10 protein-coding genes are annotated in these 18804 nt (G+C 56.3%); 3 read left to right on the top strand and 7 right to left on the bottom strand.

The features are described from left to right. Positions 1 to 7: 7 nt before the first annotated feature. The 3 genes from VN12_RS11880 to rpmG all read right to left on the bottom strand — a co-directional run bounded on the left by VN12_RS11880 (position 8) and on the right by rpmG (position 3142). Positions 8 to 877 (bottom strand): MBL fold metallo-hydrolase, encoded by an 870-nt coding sequence (locus VN12_RS11880; RefSeq protein ID WP_146677043.1) that lies wholly within the window; start codon positions 875 to 877, stop codon positions 8 to 10. A 94-nt stretch (positions 878 to 971) separates the two neighbouring features. Beyond that, positions 972 to 2771, bottom strand: coding sequence for a single-stranded-DNA-specific exonuclease RecJ (recJ, locus tag VN12_RS11875; RefSeq protein WP_146677042.1), 1800 nt, complete (start codon positions 2769 to 2771; stop codon positions 972 to 974). Positions 2772 to 2977: 206 nt separating this feature from the next. Further along, a complete protein-coding gene (gene rpmG / locus VN12_RS11870) occupies positions 2978 to 3142 on the bottom strand; it encodes a 50S ribosomal protein L33 (protein ID WP_146677041.1) in 165 nt (54 codons plus the stop codon). A gap of 79 nt (positions 3143 to 3221) precedes the next feature. On the opposite strand from rpmG, the gene VN12_RS25820 reads away from it, so the two are divergent. The 3 genes from VN12_RS25820 (at position 3222) to VN12_RS11860 (ending at position 9770) form a co-directional block, all read left to right on the top strand. After that, positions 3222 to 3377: a hypothetical protein gene (locus VN12_RS25820; protein WP_168164355.1), complete on the top strand. Its 156-nt coding sequence runs from the start codon at positions 3222 to 3224 to the stop codon at positions 3375 to 3377. A 171-nt stretch (positions 3378 to 3548) separates the two neighbouring features. Continuing rightward, a complete protein-coding gene (locus VN12_RS11865) occupies positions 3549 to 8270 on the top strand; it encodes an Ig-like domain-containing protein (RefSeq protein ID WP_168164354.1) in 4722 nt (1573 codons plus the stop codon). 18 nt (positions 8271 to 8288) lie between these two features. Continuing rightward, complete coding sequence (locus tag VN12_RS11860; RefSeq protein WP_146677039.1) at positions 8289 to 9770, top strand: hypothetical protein; 1482 nt, start codon at positions 8289 to 8291, stop codon at positions 9768 to 9770. Here VN12_RS11860 and VN12_RS11855 read toward each other — a convergent pair. The 4 genes from VN12_RS11855 to VN12_RS11840 all read right to left on the bottom strand — a co-directional run bounded on the left by VN12_RS11855 (position 9651) and on the right by VN12_RS11840 (position 18423). After that, on the bottom strand, positions 9651 to 11087 hold the full coding sequence (locus VN12_RS11855; protein WP_146677038.1) for a hypothetical protein: 1437 nt from the start codon (positions 11085 to 11087) through the stop codon (positions 9651 to 9653). The genes VN12_RS11860 and VN12_RS11855 overlap by 120 nt on opposite strands. Before the next feature lie 125 nt (positions 11088 to 11212). Continuing rightward, positions 11213 to 12718: a PQQ-dependent sugar dehydrogenase gene (locus tag VN12_RS11850; RefSeq protein WP_240491404.1), complete on the bottom strand. Its 1506-nt coding sequence runs from the start codon at positions 12716 to 12718 to the stop codon at positions 11213 to 11215. Positions 12719 to 12770: 52 nt separating this feature from the next. Further along, on the bottom strand, positions 12771 to 16472 hold the full coding sequence (locus VN12_RS11845; RefSeq protein WP_168164352.1) for a family 16 glycoside hydrolase: 3702 nt from the start codon (positions 16470 to 16472) through the stop codon (positions 12771 to 12773). A gap of 253 nt (positions 16473 to 16725) precedes the next feature. Then, on the bottom strand, positions 16726 to 18423 hold the full coding sequence (locus VN12_RS11840; protein WP_168164351.1) for a methyl-accepting chemotaxis protein: 1698 nt from the start codon (positions 18421 to 18423) through the stop codon (positions 16726 to 16728). Positions 18424 to 18804: the final 381 nt, after the last annotated feature.

The following is an 18804-nucleotide window of genomic DNA, read 5'->3' as shown; positions in this document are numbered from 1 at the left end:
CGAACCCTTAAATCCAAAGATGAAGCCGACCGTCGAGCCGGTCGGGGATCGCTTTGTCAACCCAACGGCGGATCTGCGAATCGTTGTAGCGCGTGCTAAAGTGACCGCAGATGACGACTTCATTCTGAAAATCGTCCCGTCGTGCGACGATGTCGTCCAGGTGCATATGCCCGTGTTTGTGGATTTTCTCTTTGCGATGTTCGGGGGCTACGAAGGTCATTTCTGTGATCAGAATCTTGGCACGGTAAACGTCGGGATTCGTATCCAGGCCTTGCGGGGCGGTGTCCCCCGTGTAAGCGATCAGCGGAATGCGCACCTCATTGGTCACGTCGACACCGCTCATCTTGATATCTCGAATCTGCTCACCGGTGAGTTCCGCGTACTCCGGTTTGAGTTTGCGTCGTCGGTCCCACACGATGAAGCCGAGCGAAGGAACGGTATGCTTCATGGGGATGGCTGTAACGACTAGCTCGCGAGAGAGTTCGATCTCTTGATGGGCCGTCAGCGGAATCAATTCGCAAGGTAATCGTCCGCGGTCGAGACGCGAAAAAGCCTTGAGCATCGAATCCACTGGCGATACGGCGGATTCGGGCAGATAGATAGTTGGCCGATCCATCTTCATCATCCGACGGCGTGCGACATACGAGGGGAGCGCCGCGACGTGATCGAGGTGGGTGTGGGAGACAAAATACCGGGGGAGCGCCATGTGATCCCAAGGTTGCGCTCCGAGATCGAATCCGATTTTCAGTTCGGCGATCCGCCAATAGGTCTGCACAGCCGCTCGAGAATATCCATCGATCGTGAGGTTGCCATGCGCGAGCTCCAGTGTCGGGGCATTGTCCACCGAGCCGATGGTTTCGGCGAGCTGCGAATCCATGTTGTCCGTCGATTTGGTGCGTCGGACCGAAGCGTCGTGGGAGGAAGAAGGATTGTTTGACAAGGAACCTGACTCGGCGAGAGGGAAATGAATCTTAGGTCAAGGAGGAGACGTTGCTTCGATCCAGAACATGCGGGGCTGGTATGGAAGAGGGGGACCGCCGCCAATCCATCACTTGCAATTCAACACGATGGTTCCCCCCAAACTCGTTGATGCTCGGGCGAAAGGCGATATCGATGAAACCGGAGTGCTGATTGATCGTCTCCACCCACTCGCTTTGCCCAAAAGCGATCGCGCGAATGGCTGTCCCGTGTTGGACAAAGCGGGCTTGGAAGTGGCGATCTCCATTTCCCATCGTCTTCGCCGGCTCTGTCAATTGGACTTGATTGGCTACGAAAATGGGCCGAGGGTTCGAGGCTCCGAATGGAGCCAATCGCTCAATTCTTTGGACCAACGACAGACTGCTAATCTGCTTGAGCGTCACTTCCGCATCGATTTCGAGCGTGGGGTTAGGGCGTGAACCGCCCAGTCGCGATGCAACCGCTTCTAAAAGCGCTGCACGGAAGCTCGGTATGCAATGTTCCTGGATCTTGAGCCCTGCCGCTGCAGCATGACCACCACAGCTTACGAGATGTTCGCGGCAATCTTGAAAAGCTTCGTACAAGTTCACCACGCCAGCCGATCGCGCCGAGCCCGTTCCCGGTTTTTGCCCTAACGGATCCAAGCCAACGACGACGACAGGGCGATGGAATTTCTCTGCTAAACGCCCCGCCACCACTCCGATCACTCCGAGATGCCAGCCCGCGCCATGCACGACCAAGGCCGGATCGTTCTCCACGTCGAACTGCTCTTTGATTTGCTTAGTTGCCGCCAACGTGACCGAGCGCTCGAGGGATTCCCGATCGCTATTGAGGCGGTCCAGGTATTCGGCCAGCGCTTTGGCTCGGTCTGGATCCTGGGTGGTCAGGAGTTCGACCCCCAACTGCGCCTGCCCCAATCGCCCTGCCGCGTTGAGTCGCGGGGCCAACGTGAACGCGATGTCCTCGGCTCCGAGGGAGGACTTCGTGTGCAACTTGGCTCTCTCCATCAAGGCCTTGAGGCCAAGGGGGGCGTGTTGCAGAAGCAGCTTCAACGCGCTTCGAACGATAATCCGATTTTCATCCACCAAGGGTACAACATCGGCGACCGTCGCAATGGCCGCAATACAAGTCGATTCCAATAAGAACTGCCGATGGGCGGGTGTGACACGTTTGTCCTGGCTGTCCAGTTGGCAAAGCGCCCACGCTAGCTTGAACGCAACGCCTCCGCCGCACAAGCCATGAAAGGGATAGCCAAAATCGGGAAGCGCGGGATGCACGATCGCTGCCGCATCTGGCAGCACTTCGCCGATGGTGTGGTGATCCGTGACGATCAAGTCCAGTCCGAGCTCTCGGCAGTGCGCAGCTTCCGCGACCGAACCGATTCCACAATCCACGGAGATCACCAATCGCCGCCCTCGCTGGTGCAGCTTTGACAATGCCTCGCAGCTCAGTCCGTAACTGTCCTCGAGCCGGTTTGGAATGAAGTACTGAACATCCGCTCGCAGCATCTTCAAGCAGTTGTAGAGAATGGCGGTCCCGCACATCCCATCGGCATCGTAATCACCATAAATCACGATGGGCGTTCGGTCTTGAACGGCCCGATAGATGCGTTGGGAGGCCGGCTCCATGTTGGGAAGCAAATTAGGCTCCCGGAGCTCCGAGAATTTCGGCTCTAAGAAGGTTTGAATGAATCCGGGGTCGGTGATTCCCCGCTGAAAGAGCAGCTGGGCGACGACGGTTTCGACGCCCGCGGTCTTCGCCAAATGCTGAATTGCTGCGGCGTCAAAGCCGCGATACCGCCACTGCTTGGTCATGACTTACCCTCCCAAGACTTGGCCCCTCCAAGAATAGGCCCTCCCAAAAATGGGCCCGCCCCGGAATCAGCCCTCCTCGGAATCGGCCAGGAATCCCCAAGCAAACCAAAACCGAACCACTTTCGACAACTCGATTCAGGCAGGAGCTGCGTTCAAGTCCGCGCAGGGGCGAACCCAAACGAAATAAAGGCTCCGAAGACCGAGGTTTACTTGCGCTTTTCGATGTGAAGCGTCACGCGGCGAAGACGTGGGCTGTATTTCTTCAGCTGCAACTTCTCACCCCCTGGCTTTCTCAACATCACGTAATTGATGTCCCCGGTTTCTTGGCAAACGAGGAACGTCGTTTCCTTTTTCTTTTTGCTCTTAGCCATGGTCGGTCGGTAGAGATCTCAGATGGAAAAAAATGAATTCCCGCATGGGAACCGCGTATTATGCTGTCGGGCCGTCGACATGACTAGCTCAATTCCAATCCGTTCTGAGCGGAACTATCCCGAGAATCGCTGCATCCAAACCCAAGCCACCCGATTTCGCCAGTTTACCACCGCGAGGTTTACCAAGTCTCCAGGGGGAGATCTCCTCGACGAATCGACGGATTATCTGGCGTAACCCTCAAATTCACACGGCGGACCGTCCGAGAATGAGGACTACGGAGAGTGGAACGACGCTGGTCGCTGGCGGCGCGAATATGATTGGGATTACCCAGACACCCAGGGTTCGGCCCAAACTCCTTTTCACCCTTTCTAGCACCCCCTCCCAAGAGGGGCAGGAATGAGACGCATGGCTCCTGTTGAGAGATCGCCCCTACAAGATCATTCGCTTTCCGAGGCAAGAAACTGGTTTCGCGCTCTCCTGCGGCGGGTTCTCGATGACGGCTCGACGAGGACAACTCGACCGATTCACTTTGAACCCCTGGAAACACGCCAATTGATGGCGTCCGACTTTTATTCCAGTGCAGCGGGCTACTCCAACGGTCTCGATTCCTCCGCATTCGGAGACTCGGCCTACTACACGAGCGGCGTCATGGACAGTTCCTCCTTGGTCGGGGAAGGAGAAGACGCGCCCAATCTGGTCGAGTTCGCCAAGGCTTTGCAGCAGGCGGGGGTACGGTTCTTCGGCGCGGACTGGTGTCCTTTGTGCACCGAGCAAAAGAATCTGTTCCAAGACGGGAAGAATTACCTCCCATTTATCGAAATGACCAACCCTGATCGCACGCGTAATGCGACGGCGATCAGCGAAAATGTGACCGAATATCCCACTTGGGAATTCGCCAATGGGACCCGTGTCACGGGGGTCCAGACCCTAGCCCAGCTTTCGGCCCTGTCGGGTGTTGCGATTCCATCCGGAAGCGATCCGACCATCGTCGAGATCCCGAACCAGACGGTTCTCAACGGATCTCCGTTGCACGTTCCTATCGACGCGTATGACCCCAACGGCGGTCCGCTGACGATCACCGTGCAGAGCAGCAACCCCTCGGTGATCGCCGCCGAGATGGTGACCAACCAGAAATCGCTCCGCTTGAATATCAACGGTTATGGCGAGATGGTCTTCCGGCTCTTCGCCGACGAGGCGCCCCGTCCGGTGTCCCGCATTGAACAGTTGGTAAACAGCGGTTTCTACAACCAGTCTGGTTCGAACAAGATTATTTTCCACCGAGTGATCGATAACTTCGTTTTGCAGGCAGGCGATCCGACCGGAACCGGCAGTGGTGGCTCTACCCTTGCCGATTTTGACGACCAGTTCGATTTCGATTTGCAGCACAACCGAACGGGGATTCTTTCCTACGCCAAGTCGGCGGACGATACCAACGATTCCCAGTTCTTCATCACCGAAGGGGCTCAACGGCACCTTGATTTCAACCACTCGATCTTTGGTCAATTGGTCGAGGGAGACGCCGTTCGCGAAGGAATCTCTCGAACGCAGGTTTCCAACTCACGGCCTGTGAACGAAATTTCGATCAACAGCGCCGAGATCTTCAATGACACCGAAAACGGAATGATCCGATTGCGGGCGCTCGCTAACACGGGGACCTCCACCATCACGGTCACTGTGACGGATTCCACAGGGCGCAGTTCGACGAGGACCTTCACCGCGACAGCTGGCGCCGATACCGCCAACGGGGGTCCCTTCCTGAGCGATATCACCGTTCCCGCTTCGATCGTCGCAGGCCAAGCCACGACGGTTCAGCTGCAAGGGAACGATGTGGAAGGGGACGCGGTTTACTACGACGCGACGCGGGTGGGATCGGTCAATTACACGTTCAATATCAACAACGACACCGGTCTTCTTACGGTGACCCCGCCGGCCAACTACACGGGCCAGCTTCAGATCTCGGTCGGCGTGCGCGCAAAGACCGGAACGCCGACGACACAGGACACGTTCGATACGCAGCTGCTGACGTTCAACGTGGTGGCCAACAATCTCTCAGCGCCGACGAGTGTCGATTTGCTGGCCAACTCCGATACCGGTTCGAGCGACTCGGACAATACCACCAGCGCACCGACCATGGAGTTTGTCGTCAATGGGACGGCGGCCGGAGCAACCGTGAATCTTCGCGTCGGGAACGATATCGTTGGGACTGCGGTCGCTACAGGCTCCACCACCACCATCACGACAGCCCTCGTGGCGCAGTTGGGAGCGGGGACGCGGAGCATCGTTGCCACGCAGACTTTGAACGGTGTCACCACTTCGCCATCTCCCGCGCTCTCGCTCACTTACGACAACACCCCACCCGCCGCCATCCCGACCAATCAATTGCCAACGAATGTGAACCTCGGTTCCACGTTGACCTACGACTTGGCCCATCCCGAGGAAGGACAAGGGCTGCGGTATGTGCTTGAAAACGCACCCGCAGGCCTATCGATCAATGCAACGACCGGCGTGATGACTTGGACTCCCAGTCAATCGCAGCTTGGTCCCCAGACCGCCTCGCTCCGTCTAACGGATACCGCCGGGAACTCTCAGGTGCAGCAAGTTGCAATCAATGTCGCGGAAGCGGCAAAGATTTCCGTGCAATTGCTACCGGTCGATTCGCAGGGGAATGTGCTGACCTCCCTCTCGCTAGGCCAAGAGTTTTTCCTACGGGTCGTCGTGAATGACTTGCGAAATACGGGCAGTCCTGCCGGAGACGGAGTTTTCTCGGCCTACATGGATATCCAGTACGATGCGAGCCGAATCGAACTCGTTGGCGATCAACCGATCGAATACAGCAATACTTTCGGCAATGGCCGAACGACGCCTAGCACCTCAACGGCGGGATTGATCGATGAGCTCGGAGCGTTCTCCAGCTTTACGGTTGGTCCTGGCCGCGATCCGCAAGTCTTGGCCGCAATCCGTATGCGTGCAAAAGCGAGCGGGCAAGCTCTCTTCTCGGCAAATCCAGCCGAAGGGGCCAGCCGTGGCTTCTCGATCTTCAAGGTGGATGGTGCGATCGATTCCGCGCTGGTGAATTTCATCCCAACTAACGTTTCCGTCGCTCAGAACTTCACGGCGGTGAACGATACGTACAACTTCAACGAAGACTCTACGAACAACACACTCAATGTTCTTGCCAACGACACCATCGTCGCGGGTTCGGGTGCCGTGCTCACCATTCAATCGGTAGGGGCGACTTCCAATGGCGGTACTGTCACGATTGCATCGAACGGACAATCGCTAACCTACGCTCCCGCCGCAAACTTCAACGGTCAAGAAACGTTCACTTACACCGTGCGTGATCAATCCGGGGCCTTGGGGACGGCGACCGTGACAGTGCAAGTCGCTTCGGTGAACGACAATCCCGTCGCGGTTGCGGACACGATTACGACAGTGAGAGCTGGGGATCAAAATGTCTTCTTGAATGTCCTGCAAAACGACACCATGGGACCTGACACAGGGGAAACCCTTATCGTCACCAGTGTCACGACGCCTTCGCAAGGCGGCACGGCCACGGTGGCATCGGCAGGGACTGGAATCGTCTATACGCCTCGAACCGGCTTCACCGGAACCGAGACGTTGACGTACACCATCAGCGATGGACGCGGCGGAACTTCGACGGCGACCGTCACGATCGTTGTCGGTCCCGCGGTACCACCTCCTACTGTCGTCGGCGATGCCTTCACCGTAACCGAGGACGCAGCGGCTGCCGAGTTCCATGTTCTTGCCAACGATACGCCGGCAGCGACCGGCGATACATTGACCATCATCAATGTGACCGCACCTAACGGTACCGCGTCGATCACCAGCAACGGCACCCGTATTACCTACGCGCCCAAAGCGAATGCGACCGGGACCGAACTGGTTGTCTATACGGCGCGCAGCACGAACGGTGGCGTCGCAACCGGCACGATCACCTTCACCATCACGGCAGTGAACGACGCGCCCAACGCGGTCGACGATAGCTTGGATGTCCTGTCCCAGCCCAATCAAACGGTCAACGTCCTGGCCAACGATACGAATGTCGATACAGGCGAGTCTTACACCATCACGTCGGTTACCCAACCAGCATCTGGGCAAGGAACTGTGCAGATCGGCCCCAATGGTAAGACCCTGATCTACACCGCTCCGAGTACCACGTACACCGGCACGGTTACTTTTTCCTACACCATCAGCGACGGAAGCACGTTAACCGATTCCGCGAATGTTACGCTGCGCGTGTTGAACTTTGTACCTCGCGACGTGGGCATCGTTCTCGATAGCAACCTGCAAGGCCTGCCAATCACTGCTTACTACGCCTCGTCGGTTGGCGCTTCGACCTCGCCGGTCGCTCAAACCATCGTTCGCAATTCGAACGGTGTGCAAGTCTCGGATGTGGGGCCTGGGGAAGTCCAGTTCGTGATTCCAAAACTGCCGTTCCTTACCGGGGAAGCCCAAACGATTCGCGTGCAGTCCGCGTTCAACGATGGAGACTCACTTTCCAATCCGGTCAGCGTCGGTACCCGCGATGCTCGATTCGTCGACATTCGGGACTTCATGGGCCAAAACCTGCGAGGGGGAGTAACCGCCGCGGTCGTCCCCAATCAATCGGCTCGCTGGTTCGAATCGCAAGGGACTTGGGGGACCTACCGAAATGTCTCTATCACCATGAACCAAGCGGGAACGTCGGTCACCCTGCGAGCGATCAATCCATCGAACCAATCGGTCGAGGCGACGCTTCCTGTCACCGATAGCCGAATCCAAATTCGAGCTCGGGATGGCAATGCAATGCTGATTCGCCTTCGCGCGGAGCCAGCGCAGATATTCACCAGTACGAGCACCAGCACCAGTACGAGCACGAATGGTAACGGCGAAGGCGAAGGGGGAGCGACAGCGGATTCTGTTCTAAGTCCTACCTCGGTGGATGCCGCGATGGAGCAAATTCGCACGAGTGAAAGTTCCCCATCCACGGAAAGTGCCTCGTCCACAGCGTCCACGCCACCCGCGGCTCCCGCGACGTGGGATACTTCGGCAGTCCCTATCGAAGAACTGGACGCTATCGCTCAGTCGATATCGACTGGGTACCGACGTGGGTTTCGAACTCGGTAACCCTATCTCGGCGGCGATGTGACCTCCAAACACTGCTTCCTATTCTGCTTTCTATTTCTCGCGCCGCTGCAGATCCTGTCGGTCTGCGGCAGCCCATGGTTCTCGCAACCTCCTAAGCCGATCGGCGATGGAATCGACTACGAAGCGATCGGTTACTCCGTCTCCAAAGGTGACGGCTGGTCCACTCACTTCTCGGATCCCATTTGGAAATCAAGCTACCTTCAAGCTGATTCCTTTCAATACGGATTTTTGGTAGCCAAGCCAGGACCCATCGTTCCCGATACGAATCGCCCGCCTCTGCTGCCCACCTGGATCGCTGCGGTCTACCAAATCCTTCCGCGCGGACCCGTCGCGTTTGCTGTTGTCCGAATTTCCCTCGCATTGGCTTTGGCCGCAGGTTGTTCCCTCTTTGCATGCTGGGGGTTTCAACTCGTTTCGAATTCCCCATCGGAGCCTCTTCGGCAACTCACTCCGTGGCTTGCCCCCGGCCTAGTTGCGATCGCGTACAGTGAGCGAAACCTTCGCAATTACTTGACGGACTTTCTCACGGAACCTTTCGCATTCCTCCTCACCGCCGCCTTTTTGCTGATCCTTTGGGATGCCTGCCGCCGTCCATCCTTGGTTCGTATCGCGATCGTCGGTGCATCGTTTAGTTTTTTGATTTACTGCCGAAGCTCGTTTCTCTTGTGGCTCCCCTTTTTGGCGATCACGATTCCCTTCTTCCTCGCATGGAGCGCTCCGTCCTTTCCGCGTCGATGGAGTCATGCAATTCGATACACGGCCTTCTTTCTTGTCATCGTTTTCGTCGTCCAATCCCCGTGGTGGATCCGCAATAGTCTGGTTCTCGGGAGATTTCAACCGCTTGGAACCAAAGGTTCGACCACTCTCTTAGGGGGCTATTGTGATGAATCGGTTGCCAGCCGGGGCGAGTGGCAATTCGCGCCGGAACGCCGCCTTCGAGCGCTGATTCCTCCTCCTGTCGAATCGAACCATGCCAGCGATTGGATTGCCAACGAACTCGCGATCGCCGCTCAAGCCGCCGAAGAAGTGAGGGGGTGGACGACCGAGAATATGTCCATCCTGCCTGGGTTGATGGTGCAGCGAGTTGTTACAGAGTGGAACCCTTATACGGGCAAGGCGCTTTTGCTGAAGATCTTTGCCTTGCTCGGAGCCATAGGACTGGTCTTCCGGGACCGGCGCACTCTCGCGTGGCTCGCGGTTCCGCTGCTCATGCAGACAATCGTTACCGCGTTGACCTATTCGGTTGGCGGTCGATTTCTGGTCCCCGTCTACGGATGCGTTTACCTCTTAGCGGTAATCGGCATGGCTGAGCTAGCTCGCTTGAGCCAACAAGCCATTCGCTCCTTCGCCTCGGCCCGCTCAAGGCCCACCGGACGTTACACCGCCGGAGTTGGCACCGCCAGAATTAACATCTCCAGAATTGACACCGCCGGAATTGACATCGCCGGAATTGACATCCCCGGAACTGCTCCCACCTGATTGGGCACCCGTTCCACCCCCTTGCATCACGCCCGGGCGAGGCGGTCTGCCTCCACCGCCGGATCCGCTATTGGATCCAGGTCCTGCCGCCCCGACTCCTGCCGGTGCGCCGGGGCGGTTGGAACCGTTCGCACCAAATTGTGGCGGGCCTCCTGTGGGACCGCCCATTCCTGCTCCTTGAAGCGCCTGCATCGCTCCCATGCCCTGAAGCACCAGGGATTTGAGATCGCGTAGGCAATCATCGACGTCGGACTGGCTTTCGGCTTCGGCCAGAATCCCGATGGTCAACGCGGCGGCGGCGGATGCTTGGAGAATCTGTCGATTGATCACTTTTTTGTCCTGCTTTGCCAACGCCTGGATTTGGACGGGCAGTTGCTTGGCCTGTTGCACACTGTTTTGATCGACCCACTTTCCGTCCAGCCGCACCCAAAGAGTCGTTCGAGGTGGCATCCCAAACGCGGCGACGGTGACCTCGGCTTCGGTTGGTGTTCGCTGCTTCGATTGGACCCCCTTGATGTAGTCGGACATCGAAAATTGCAGCTGCTCCACTTCCGGTATCTCTTTCAGCACCCGTTCGACTTTTGGAGAAATTTGTTCCACTGAGAGCTTGATGAGATCTCGCAATTTTCCATTCTGGATCGCGGAGACATCCCAAGCGTCGTTGGGGAGGATCGTCTCCAAAAGGTCCACAATCGGGTCGTACAGCCGTTGGACCCTTTCCAGAGTCTCTTCATCCAACTCCAGTTCTTTGCTCGCCAACAACCACTCTTTTTTGGTTCGTAGGGTCGTGATCAAGCTTTTGCTGGTCTTACCTAGTTCCTTAACGGTCGCGGGATCGATGAGCCCGACTGCTGTTTTGACTAGGGTTTCAAGATCCTTTTGGAATGTGGCTGGTAATCCATCCCAAGAAACCATGTAGTTCTTGGCTTCGTACTCCTGCCCGACAATATCTAAGAATTGCTGGATGTTACTCTCTTTCGGAAACTCGACAGGAGTATCCGATAGATGGAGGGGGGTGGCCAAGAACTCCGGCTTCGCACCTTCCCCAGCCGAAGCCACAGATGCTAGCTTCGCTTTGGCCATTTTCCGCGCTTGCAATCGACTGGCATCATCGAGCTTGTAAAGAGGAATGACGACTTCGGCTCCATCCCCTTTTTTCAAGGTGAGTTGGATTCCTTCCAGTTGGACAAACTCTGCCTCCAAGGTCTTGGTTCCGGAGCTGTCGGTCCACTTGTCCGCACCGCATGCCGCGCTAGACACCCATACCGCAAACAAGCACGCTGCGGCAGGCTTTGGAAGATTCATTCGCCATTTCATGGTTGTGGCATCCAGTACGAAAACGTCGAGGTAGGGGAAACGAAGGTTTTATTGTAACGATCGGTGCGGTGTCGGAAAAACAAATTCGGCGCCGGAGGGGACGCTCGTTCGATGATCTGCGTGCGTTATTTGCGTCGGTTCAGCGTGTAATAGGCTTCACGATGCAGCAATGGTTTTCCAGCCGCCGACCGCATCGCTGCTCCGATTCTCAATTCATGCACGTGCCCAATCTGCAGTCCCTCCACGTCCAATTCAACCTCCTTGCCGTCCGCGGAGACACGGACCGCGCTAAGGGTCGGCTTTGTATGATCGACTTCGGGGCTGCCATACTGCTCGCGGTAGATGTAGGTATAGGTCTCCATGGCGTATTGGCTGAGGTCTCCTGCTGCAACTGGGTCGACAGGCTCGGTAAATTCAAGCTTGAAACCTTGCGGAGTGAGTCGCATCGTTTTGATCTCAAAAGGGGTCTTGCCCGTCCAATCCAATCGTTCCAACGCAAAGTCCTTCGGGCCGCGCGAGCCCCAACCCCGGTTGGTCCCGCCGACAAAGACCGAACCATTCGGCCCCATTTCCATTCCGACCACACCGGAACCAAATCCTCCGCGAAACGGAAAACAAGCTCCTTGATAAACACCGTCCACGACTTCTAGATCGACTCGCATCAGCGTGCTATGCGTCTGGTCTCCCACGAACAACTGATCGACAAAGGGACCCCATTTTCCACCGCTCTTGTCGCACACAATCCCGCTCGCCGATTGACCCATCTTGTTGTAGGGAAATAACACAGCGGTGGGGACCAAGTCCTGGTGCTTGGCCGCTTCGATCGCCATACGGCTATTATCAAGTGGCTGCACCGGTGTAACTCCTTGAAAGGGTTTTGCGTCCCGAATCCATTTGTTGCCACCAGGATGTCCTACAAACTTTCCAGGTACCAACTGTTTGAGACCACATGTCCCGTTCCAGGGGCCTTGATTGTCTGTGTAGAAGACATCTCCTTTTGCATTGAAGCCGATACCTCCTGGGGATCGCAATCCGTAGGTGGTCGGAATGGTCTCTCCATCCTCTGTCACTCGCAGGGCCCAGCCCCGAAACGGGACATCGCTTCCAAAAGATCCGGTCAAGCACAACGCGACCCAGAGATTGCCATCCCGGTCGAATTTGGACCCGAACGCATACTCGTGGTAGTCACCGTTGATCTCCCAACCATCCGCAACGACTTCGAAATCGTCCGCAACGCCATCAGCGTCACGGTCTCTCAAACGCGATACGTCACTGCGTTGTGTTACGTAAAGCCAACCATCCTTTTCCGCCAAACCAAGCGGTTCGTGCAATCCGTGCGCGAAGCGAACAAACTGCGAGGCTTTGACCTGCGGCGCTAGAGGGTCACGGACCATCCAAATCTCGCCGCGGCGGGTCGCCACGGCCAGCCTGCCGTCGCTCATCCACTGCATCGCCCCGATCTCGAGTACGGCACCCGGTGGTGTTTCGAAGGTTGTGATCGAATAGTACTCGTCTTCGCGAATGCTCCCTGTCCCTTGCGAGATGGCAAGGCCGACCCAGCTGAGCACTATGCAAATGGCCAAGGTGCATCGCATCGAGAGCGCTCGCGTCATGATTCTCTTTCTCTTCATTTCAATCGTCTGACTATGGATGTGTTCATTGAATTCGTATGGCTACTCGACATCACCAATCGATTGTCTGTGTGATCACGGTCTCGCTTCCAACGGGGAGTTCCGCTCTCCACTCGACGCGGCCCTCGATTTGCACTCGCTGCAGCGGTATTCCATCGATTCGCACCGTGGTGCGATCATCGAGCAAGTATTCGCCACTGGGCCGTTCTTGGATTTCCCCGGCGGCGATGCGAAAAACAACCCGCTCCCCTGATAGCTTGTCGATGGAGGGAACGCGAATTTTCAATGTCCGTTTCAATTGCGTCTCGCCGTCACTCGTTTCGCTCTCCTCTTGGGGGCGGTAGGGAATGATCGTATCGGTAACCGAGCAGTCTCGAATTCGATATTCGAAGCTCGGTTGCCCGGCTTCATTCAGCCGGTAACCGCCGAATCGGAATCCACGCTGCCGACTCGTTCCCCCCGGCCATTTCGAGTCGAGTGACTCAAGAAGGGCTATAGGAGAAGTGTTTTCAATGCGCACTACGGAATCTCCCAACGGACCTTGATTTCCCGGTCCTCGTCCCACCCAGTGCTTGCTCGCATCGATAAACTCATTCTTCCAAATCAATCGAAGCGCCATCTCGTTGGCATCCCAAGCGATATTCACTTTTTCCGGATAGCCTACAGCGATTCCACGCGGCGTCAGTCCCTCGAGGAAATTGCGGTAAAGGATCGGTCGATCGGTCGGAGTTAGGACAATCGCCTCCCCGTCCAAGCCAATAGGGCTCTTGGCTTGCGTCCCTTCGGATAAGTAGGCCCAAAGTGCATCGATTTGTTTGTCAGCATCGCCGTGAAAAATACTGGTCACTGCGGACTTGCCATCCGGGAAACTGAGGGGCATTCGAGTCCCCGGTCGGTAACGCGTTGGATCGAGCATGTACCGATGAAACCAATCTTCCCGAAGCCGACTGGTCATCCGCAGCAAATCCATCGCTTGGATACCGGGCGTCGACTTGCCTCCAAACACGTGGCACTTGATACATGCCAACCCATCGCTGCCAACCAGTTTTCTCCCGGCGATCGAGAGCTCTTGACCTTCCTCGCTATCTCGCGGTGGAAAGGGCTTCTCTCGCATGGATTCGCCGTCTAGCCGAATCGTATCTTCCTTCACGAAAGCATGGGTCAACCGTTCCGAGACTGCGGCCCCGAACCCGGGCATTCGGGTCAGCATATAAGGTCGATCTTTTGCTCCATTTGCAACAATGCTCGCCAGCACCTCTTCTTTGAGCTTTCTCCCGACGTCTTGGATCATCGGAGGTACTCGCCCCTCGTTGCCCATCTCTTGGGTTGTGGTCAAAAAGAGCCGATCGCGCGTTACTTCCGGACCACCGATCTCGCCCCGCTGGTGGCAGGCGTAGCAGTTCGATGCCATGAGTTGATGGTGCAACGCATTGTTCTGAGACTGGGGGTCGCGGAGGCTCTGCAACGCCCGTTGCAAGACGTGTCGTTGCTCACGGGTCAAGTAATACTGGGGCAGGCCAACCGGAACCTTCCCACTTAAACAACCTTCAGAACCGCTTAACTCTTCTAAACGCTTGGCTTGCAAAAGACCGGACGGAGCCTCTTTCGACTCCATAGCGTGGCACTTCACACATCCCTTATCGAAAAAAATCTGCTTCCCTTGTTCGACGAGCGAATCATCCGGTCGGAACTGAGAAGGAATCAGCTCCTGTTGCACTTCGCTCTTCGGGTCCAACGTGACGAGCATCGAAGCGGGTACTCGGCCGGTGTCGGGAGACTCGACTTCGAGGGAGAGTGACTCCTGACCATTTCCTTCGAAATACTCCAATCGCAAACGATGAACGCCCGCTTCCAATCGCACGCGCCCCGATTTCTCCGTGTGGGGATGGATACCGTCGTGGCGAATCACTTCTCGGTCGTTGATCAGCAGTCGGCTCCCATCGTCCGAGCCCAGAAAGAAACGGACTTGTCCCGCGTTGGCTAACGGTAAGTAGGCTTCGAACACCATCGCAAACTGATCGGAACGCCCCGCGAACGATAGATCCAAACCGTTTGTTTTGCCGCTCTTTACTGGAGTCAATTTGGAAAAGTCGGGCAATCGATCCCATTCGCCGTGAAACACAGTCGTTTGAAACTGCTCGGAGGAAGGAGCCAGAATACGGTCACCGAGCAAATAGCATGCGATGTCCCTAGCCTCGGTACGGTTCTGAACCAGTTTGGGCATCGCTCCCCCGGCGCGGATAGCGTGAGGGTCTAAAAGGAAATCACTCAAACTCCCGACCGTGTATTTCTCGGTCAGATTCCCAAGGGGAATGCCACCGAGTGCTTCCGACTTCTCATCGCCCCTTGGAGCATGGCATGCCACGCATCCGATGGAGTGATAGAGTTTCGATCCTCGTTCGGCAGCTGCTGCATCCCCAGGGCGGTCGACGATTCGGCCGGTGGTTGCTAGGTAGCTTGCGAGGGCTCTCCCCGCTCTGTCCCTCTCACCTTCCGGGAGCCCGTGCAGCAGGTCCGGCATCGTGGTCCCCGGCTTGGCATGGGAGGGATTCGATGCAATGGCTAATAAGTGATCTGGACGGACGCGTTTCCCCACCGAACTGAGATTCGGCGCCGGTTGCGGTACGGGCAACGATTGACTCGATGCGTGACAGGCGGTGCACCGAAGTTGGGTTAAGAGCGCAATCCCCGACGCACTTTCGTCGGATTGAAATCGCTCGAAGCCCGCCACCCACGGGCGTATCGCATCGCGTTGGGAGTCGCGAGGTACTAACCAAATATTGCGGTAGAGGACCGGGCTTTCGTGATCCTGCAGGTGTATCGGTCCTGGGTTAGGCCCTTCGTTCTGAATGGACGAACGGGTCGCCGAAGGGACGGATACATTTCGTTGCACCCATTGGCCGTTGAGACGAACACTTAATGTCGCTTCACGGATCTTGTTTCCATGGGTATCGAATCGCGCGGCGGTGAAGTCGACATCGTACGTTTGCCAAACTCCCGGCGGCAACGCTGCATTGAAAACCGGAGCGCTGACCTCATAAATACTGCCCGCATCTCGATTCGTGGGGTTCAATCCAAAAGAGTCGAGAACTTGTGTTTCATATCGACCTTGATGGTAGACCCCGCTGTTGCCGCGGGATTGACCTTCCGCCTGGGGTTCAAAGGGAATGCGAAACTCCAGGTGAAGGGAGTAGTCTTGAAATCCCTGTCGTGTCGTCGCGCCGGCCAGGAGCGCCCTTTCATCCCCTGCCGATTGCTCGCTGAACTTCGCCCCGGGTAGCCAGTTCCGTTCTAGCGATTCCGCCGACCCATCGAATAGTACCATGGCTTCGGCGGGAGGCTTGGTACCCAGAGTCGGGCTCGAGCGCTCTGTTTTTTTGACGCCACGCACCGAAGCGATTCGTCGGACCGTATCACGATCACCTTCGATCCGCTCAGGATCCAGTCGATCCCACCCGGCGCCAGGAAGGCCTCCACCGAAGAGGACGATCTCGAACGAATCGTCCCCCAAGGCGATGACTTGCATCGCCGAGCTTTTTCCTGCGTATTCCCCTTGGATCGAGAAGTCCTCGTCTTGGGGAGTCGCGGTCGCGATCGTCGCATGGTTCGCCGTCAGGCCGACACAAAGCATTAGGAGCCGAACAAGCCATAACGTCCGATGTTGAGAAACATGGGCATGTGCCCCTCGCGAATTCGACGCGTGGGCGGGCATGCAATCGTGGGAGCCTACGGGCGCAATCTGGAACGGTGTCATAGGGAGGTATAGGAAAAGGAGGGGCATCCAGCAGATTGGCGAGAGTACTCAGGTGGGATTGGAATACCGGGGCCATGTCTGCCGTGGAGGGACATCGACGGAACAGGGCTAGTATAGTCGAACTTTTTTCCTTTGCGTTCGAAACGAAATGACCTCGAGGCAGAGCGAACTCCACCTCGAGGTCATCAAGATTCCCTACCAGTAACTGCCTGTCTCGATTGAGTCGGAACAGGCAGGAACGGTCGATTTCTATTTAGGTTTGAAACGCGGAAGCCATTTCGGAAAGTTGCGAATCGAACATATCGGTGACGCGTCGCAAACCTGCTCCTGCCACTTTCGTCGACTCCACTTCGCGACTGGTTTCCTCTGCAATCACATTCACATCGTGGATACTCTTGCTTACTTCGCGAGCGGCCACAACAGTTTCTTCCACGCTGTTCGCAACAGACGACGTTCTTTCGGCTGCTTCTGCCAACTGATGGGTCACGAGATGAATCGTGCTGCGTTGGTGCTCAACGGCGTCCGACGTCATGTTCATACCCGAATTGATACTATCGATAACCGTTTCAATCTCGGTCATCGCTTCCACGACGACAGAAGAGATGTTTTGGATCGATTCAATGCGGCGTCGGATTTCGTTTGTGGCACTTGCTGTTTGATTAGCAAGCTGCTTGACCTCGGTGGCCACCACCGCAAAGCCTTTGCCTGCTTCTCCGGCCCGACTTGCTTCGATCGTGGCGTTGAGCGCTAGTAAGTTGGTTTGGTCCGCGATGTCGCGAATGACACCGATGATTTCACCAATTCCGTTGGCTGCTTGCTCCAGTTCACGGATTTGTTTGGTACCGTTGCCGGCGAGTTGCCGAGCGTGCTGCGCCACATTCGCCGACTCTTGCGTGCTGGACGTAACTCGGTCGGTGCTTTCGATAATCTCGCCAGCTGCATTCGCGACCGCTTGTACGGTAGAGCTCACGTCTCGCAACGATGATCGCATGGACTCGAGAGCTTGGCTCATCTGTTCGGACGCGGCTGAGACCGTGCGGCTGCGCGAGGTGGTTTCGGTCGCTGCGTTCTGCATTCTGTCGGCGGTGGTCCCCAACTCGCTCGAAACCGATTCCAGTTCCTTGGAACTGCGTCGCATATTACCGATCAAGGCTTTGGTCTGCTTTGCGATCGTATTGATACCGATCTGCAGCTTTCCGATTTCGTCCTTGCTGGTTACAGCGATGTCTTGCCGGAGATCCCCTTGCAACAGTTTCGAAAAGGCGCGAGTCACTTCCTGGATAGGATTGATGACCGATCGATTGAGGATGAAGACGAGCACGACGCAAGCCGCGAGGCTAGCAAGCCCGACCAAGGCGAATCCTTTGAGCGTGGCTTGGAATGCCCGTTGGTCGGCATGGTCGAGGGATTGAATGATCTCGAAAGCGCCGTGCAAATCGCCGGAAGCTAGATTCTCCATGCGGTGACCGGTTGGATCCATTCCTTCGCTATTGCCCCACAGTTCCTCCGACAGCTTGGGGCTGCCATGGCACATGATGCATTCCTGCGAGAGGCGAATCGGTCGGAAGTAACGTATCTCGTTCTTTTGGCTATCGAGTTCAAAGTATTCCGTTTTGCCCAGCGCGAGTTGATCCAACGCCCGCATCTCCACTTCGTCCGGCTCGTTCTCGGGATTTCTAGCACCGCGTCTCGGTGTTTTGAAGCGATACCCCCCTTCCTTCGCACGAAGCATGACGGCTTCCCAAGCGGTGACTATGGGGACGGCTCCCAAGATTCGCTCCACCTGTTTCTCTTTAGCCCATTCGCTCACGACCTTCTGATTGAAGACGCCGAGCTTCCATTTTTCTTCCATGCCGTGGCGTACCGACTCGGCCATATCGACCACTCGTCGCGCTTGGGCGATCGTATCTTCCTGGGCCGCTGTCCGCACTTCACTTCGGAACAGCGACATAAAGCCAATCCCTACTCCTAGTAACATCAACGCCACGATTGTTACGAGCTTTGGACGTATACCCAGGTCATTGAATCTTCTCAAAAACCCCATGATGGACTCATTTCAAACAAATATTGATTCAAGCACTCGGTGTCATCAGTCAGACGATTTCGCAGGCGCGAATTGCGATCTAGGTTCAGGCCACCGTACTAGCGGAACTATTCACCGCTTTTCGAACCTGTCAAAAACAGAAAGAGGCTTTGCGCGCTTTATGCGGCAAGGCGCATTCAATACAAGACAGCAAGGTACGTTTTAAACGACTTGCTGATGTCAGATGTCCTAAACTATGTCAATAGATAGAAATGAACTAACGATTTTCATCCGTTATCGAAGCAGGGT

The sequence above is a fragment of the Pirellula sp. SH-Sr6A genome, from assembly GCF_001610875.1.
GTDB lineage: Bacteria > Planctomycetota > Planctomycetia > Pirellulales > Pirellulaceae > JBKCUI01.
The sequence above is the reverse complement of the archived record's forward strand: the minus strand, read 5'-3'. Positions and strand labels throughout refer to the sequence as shown.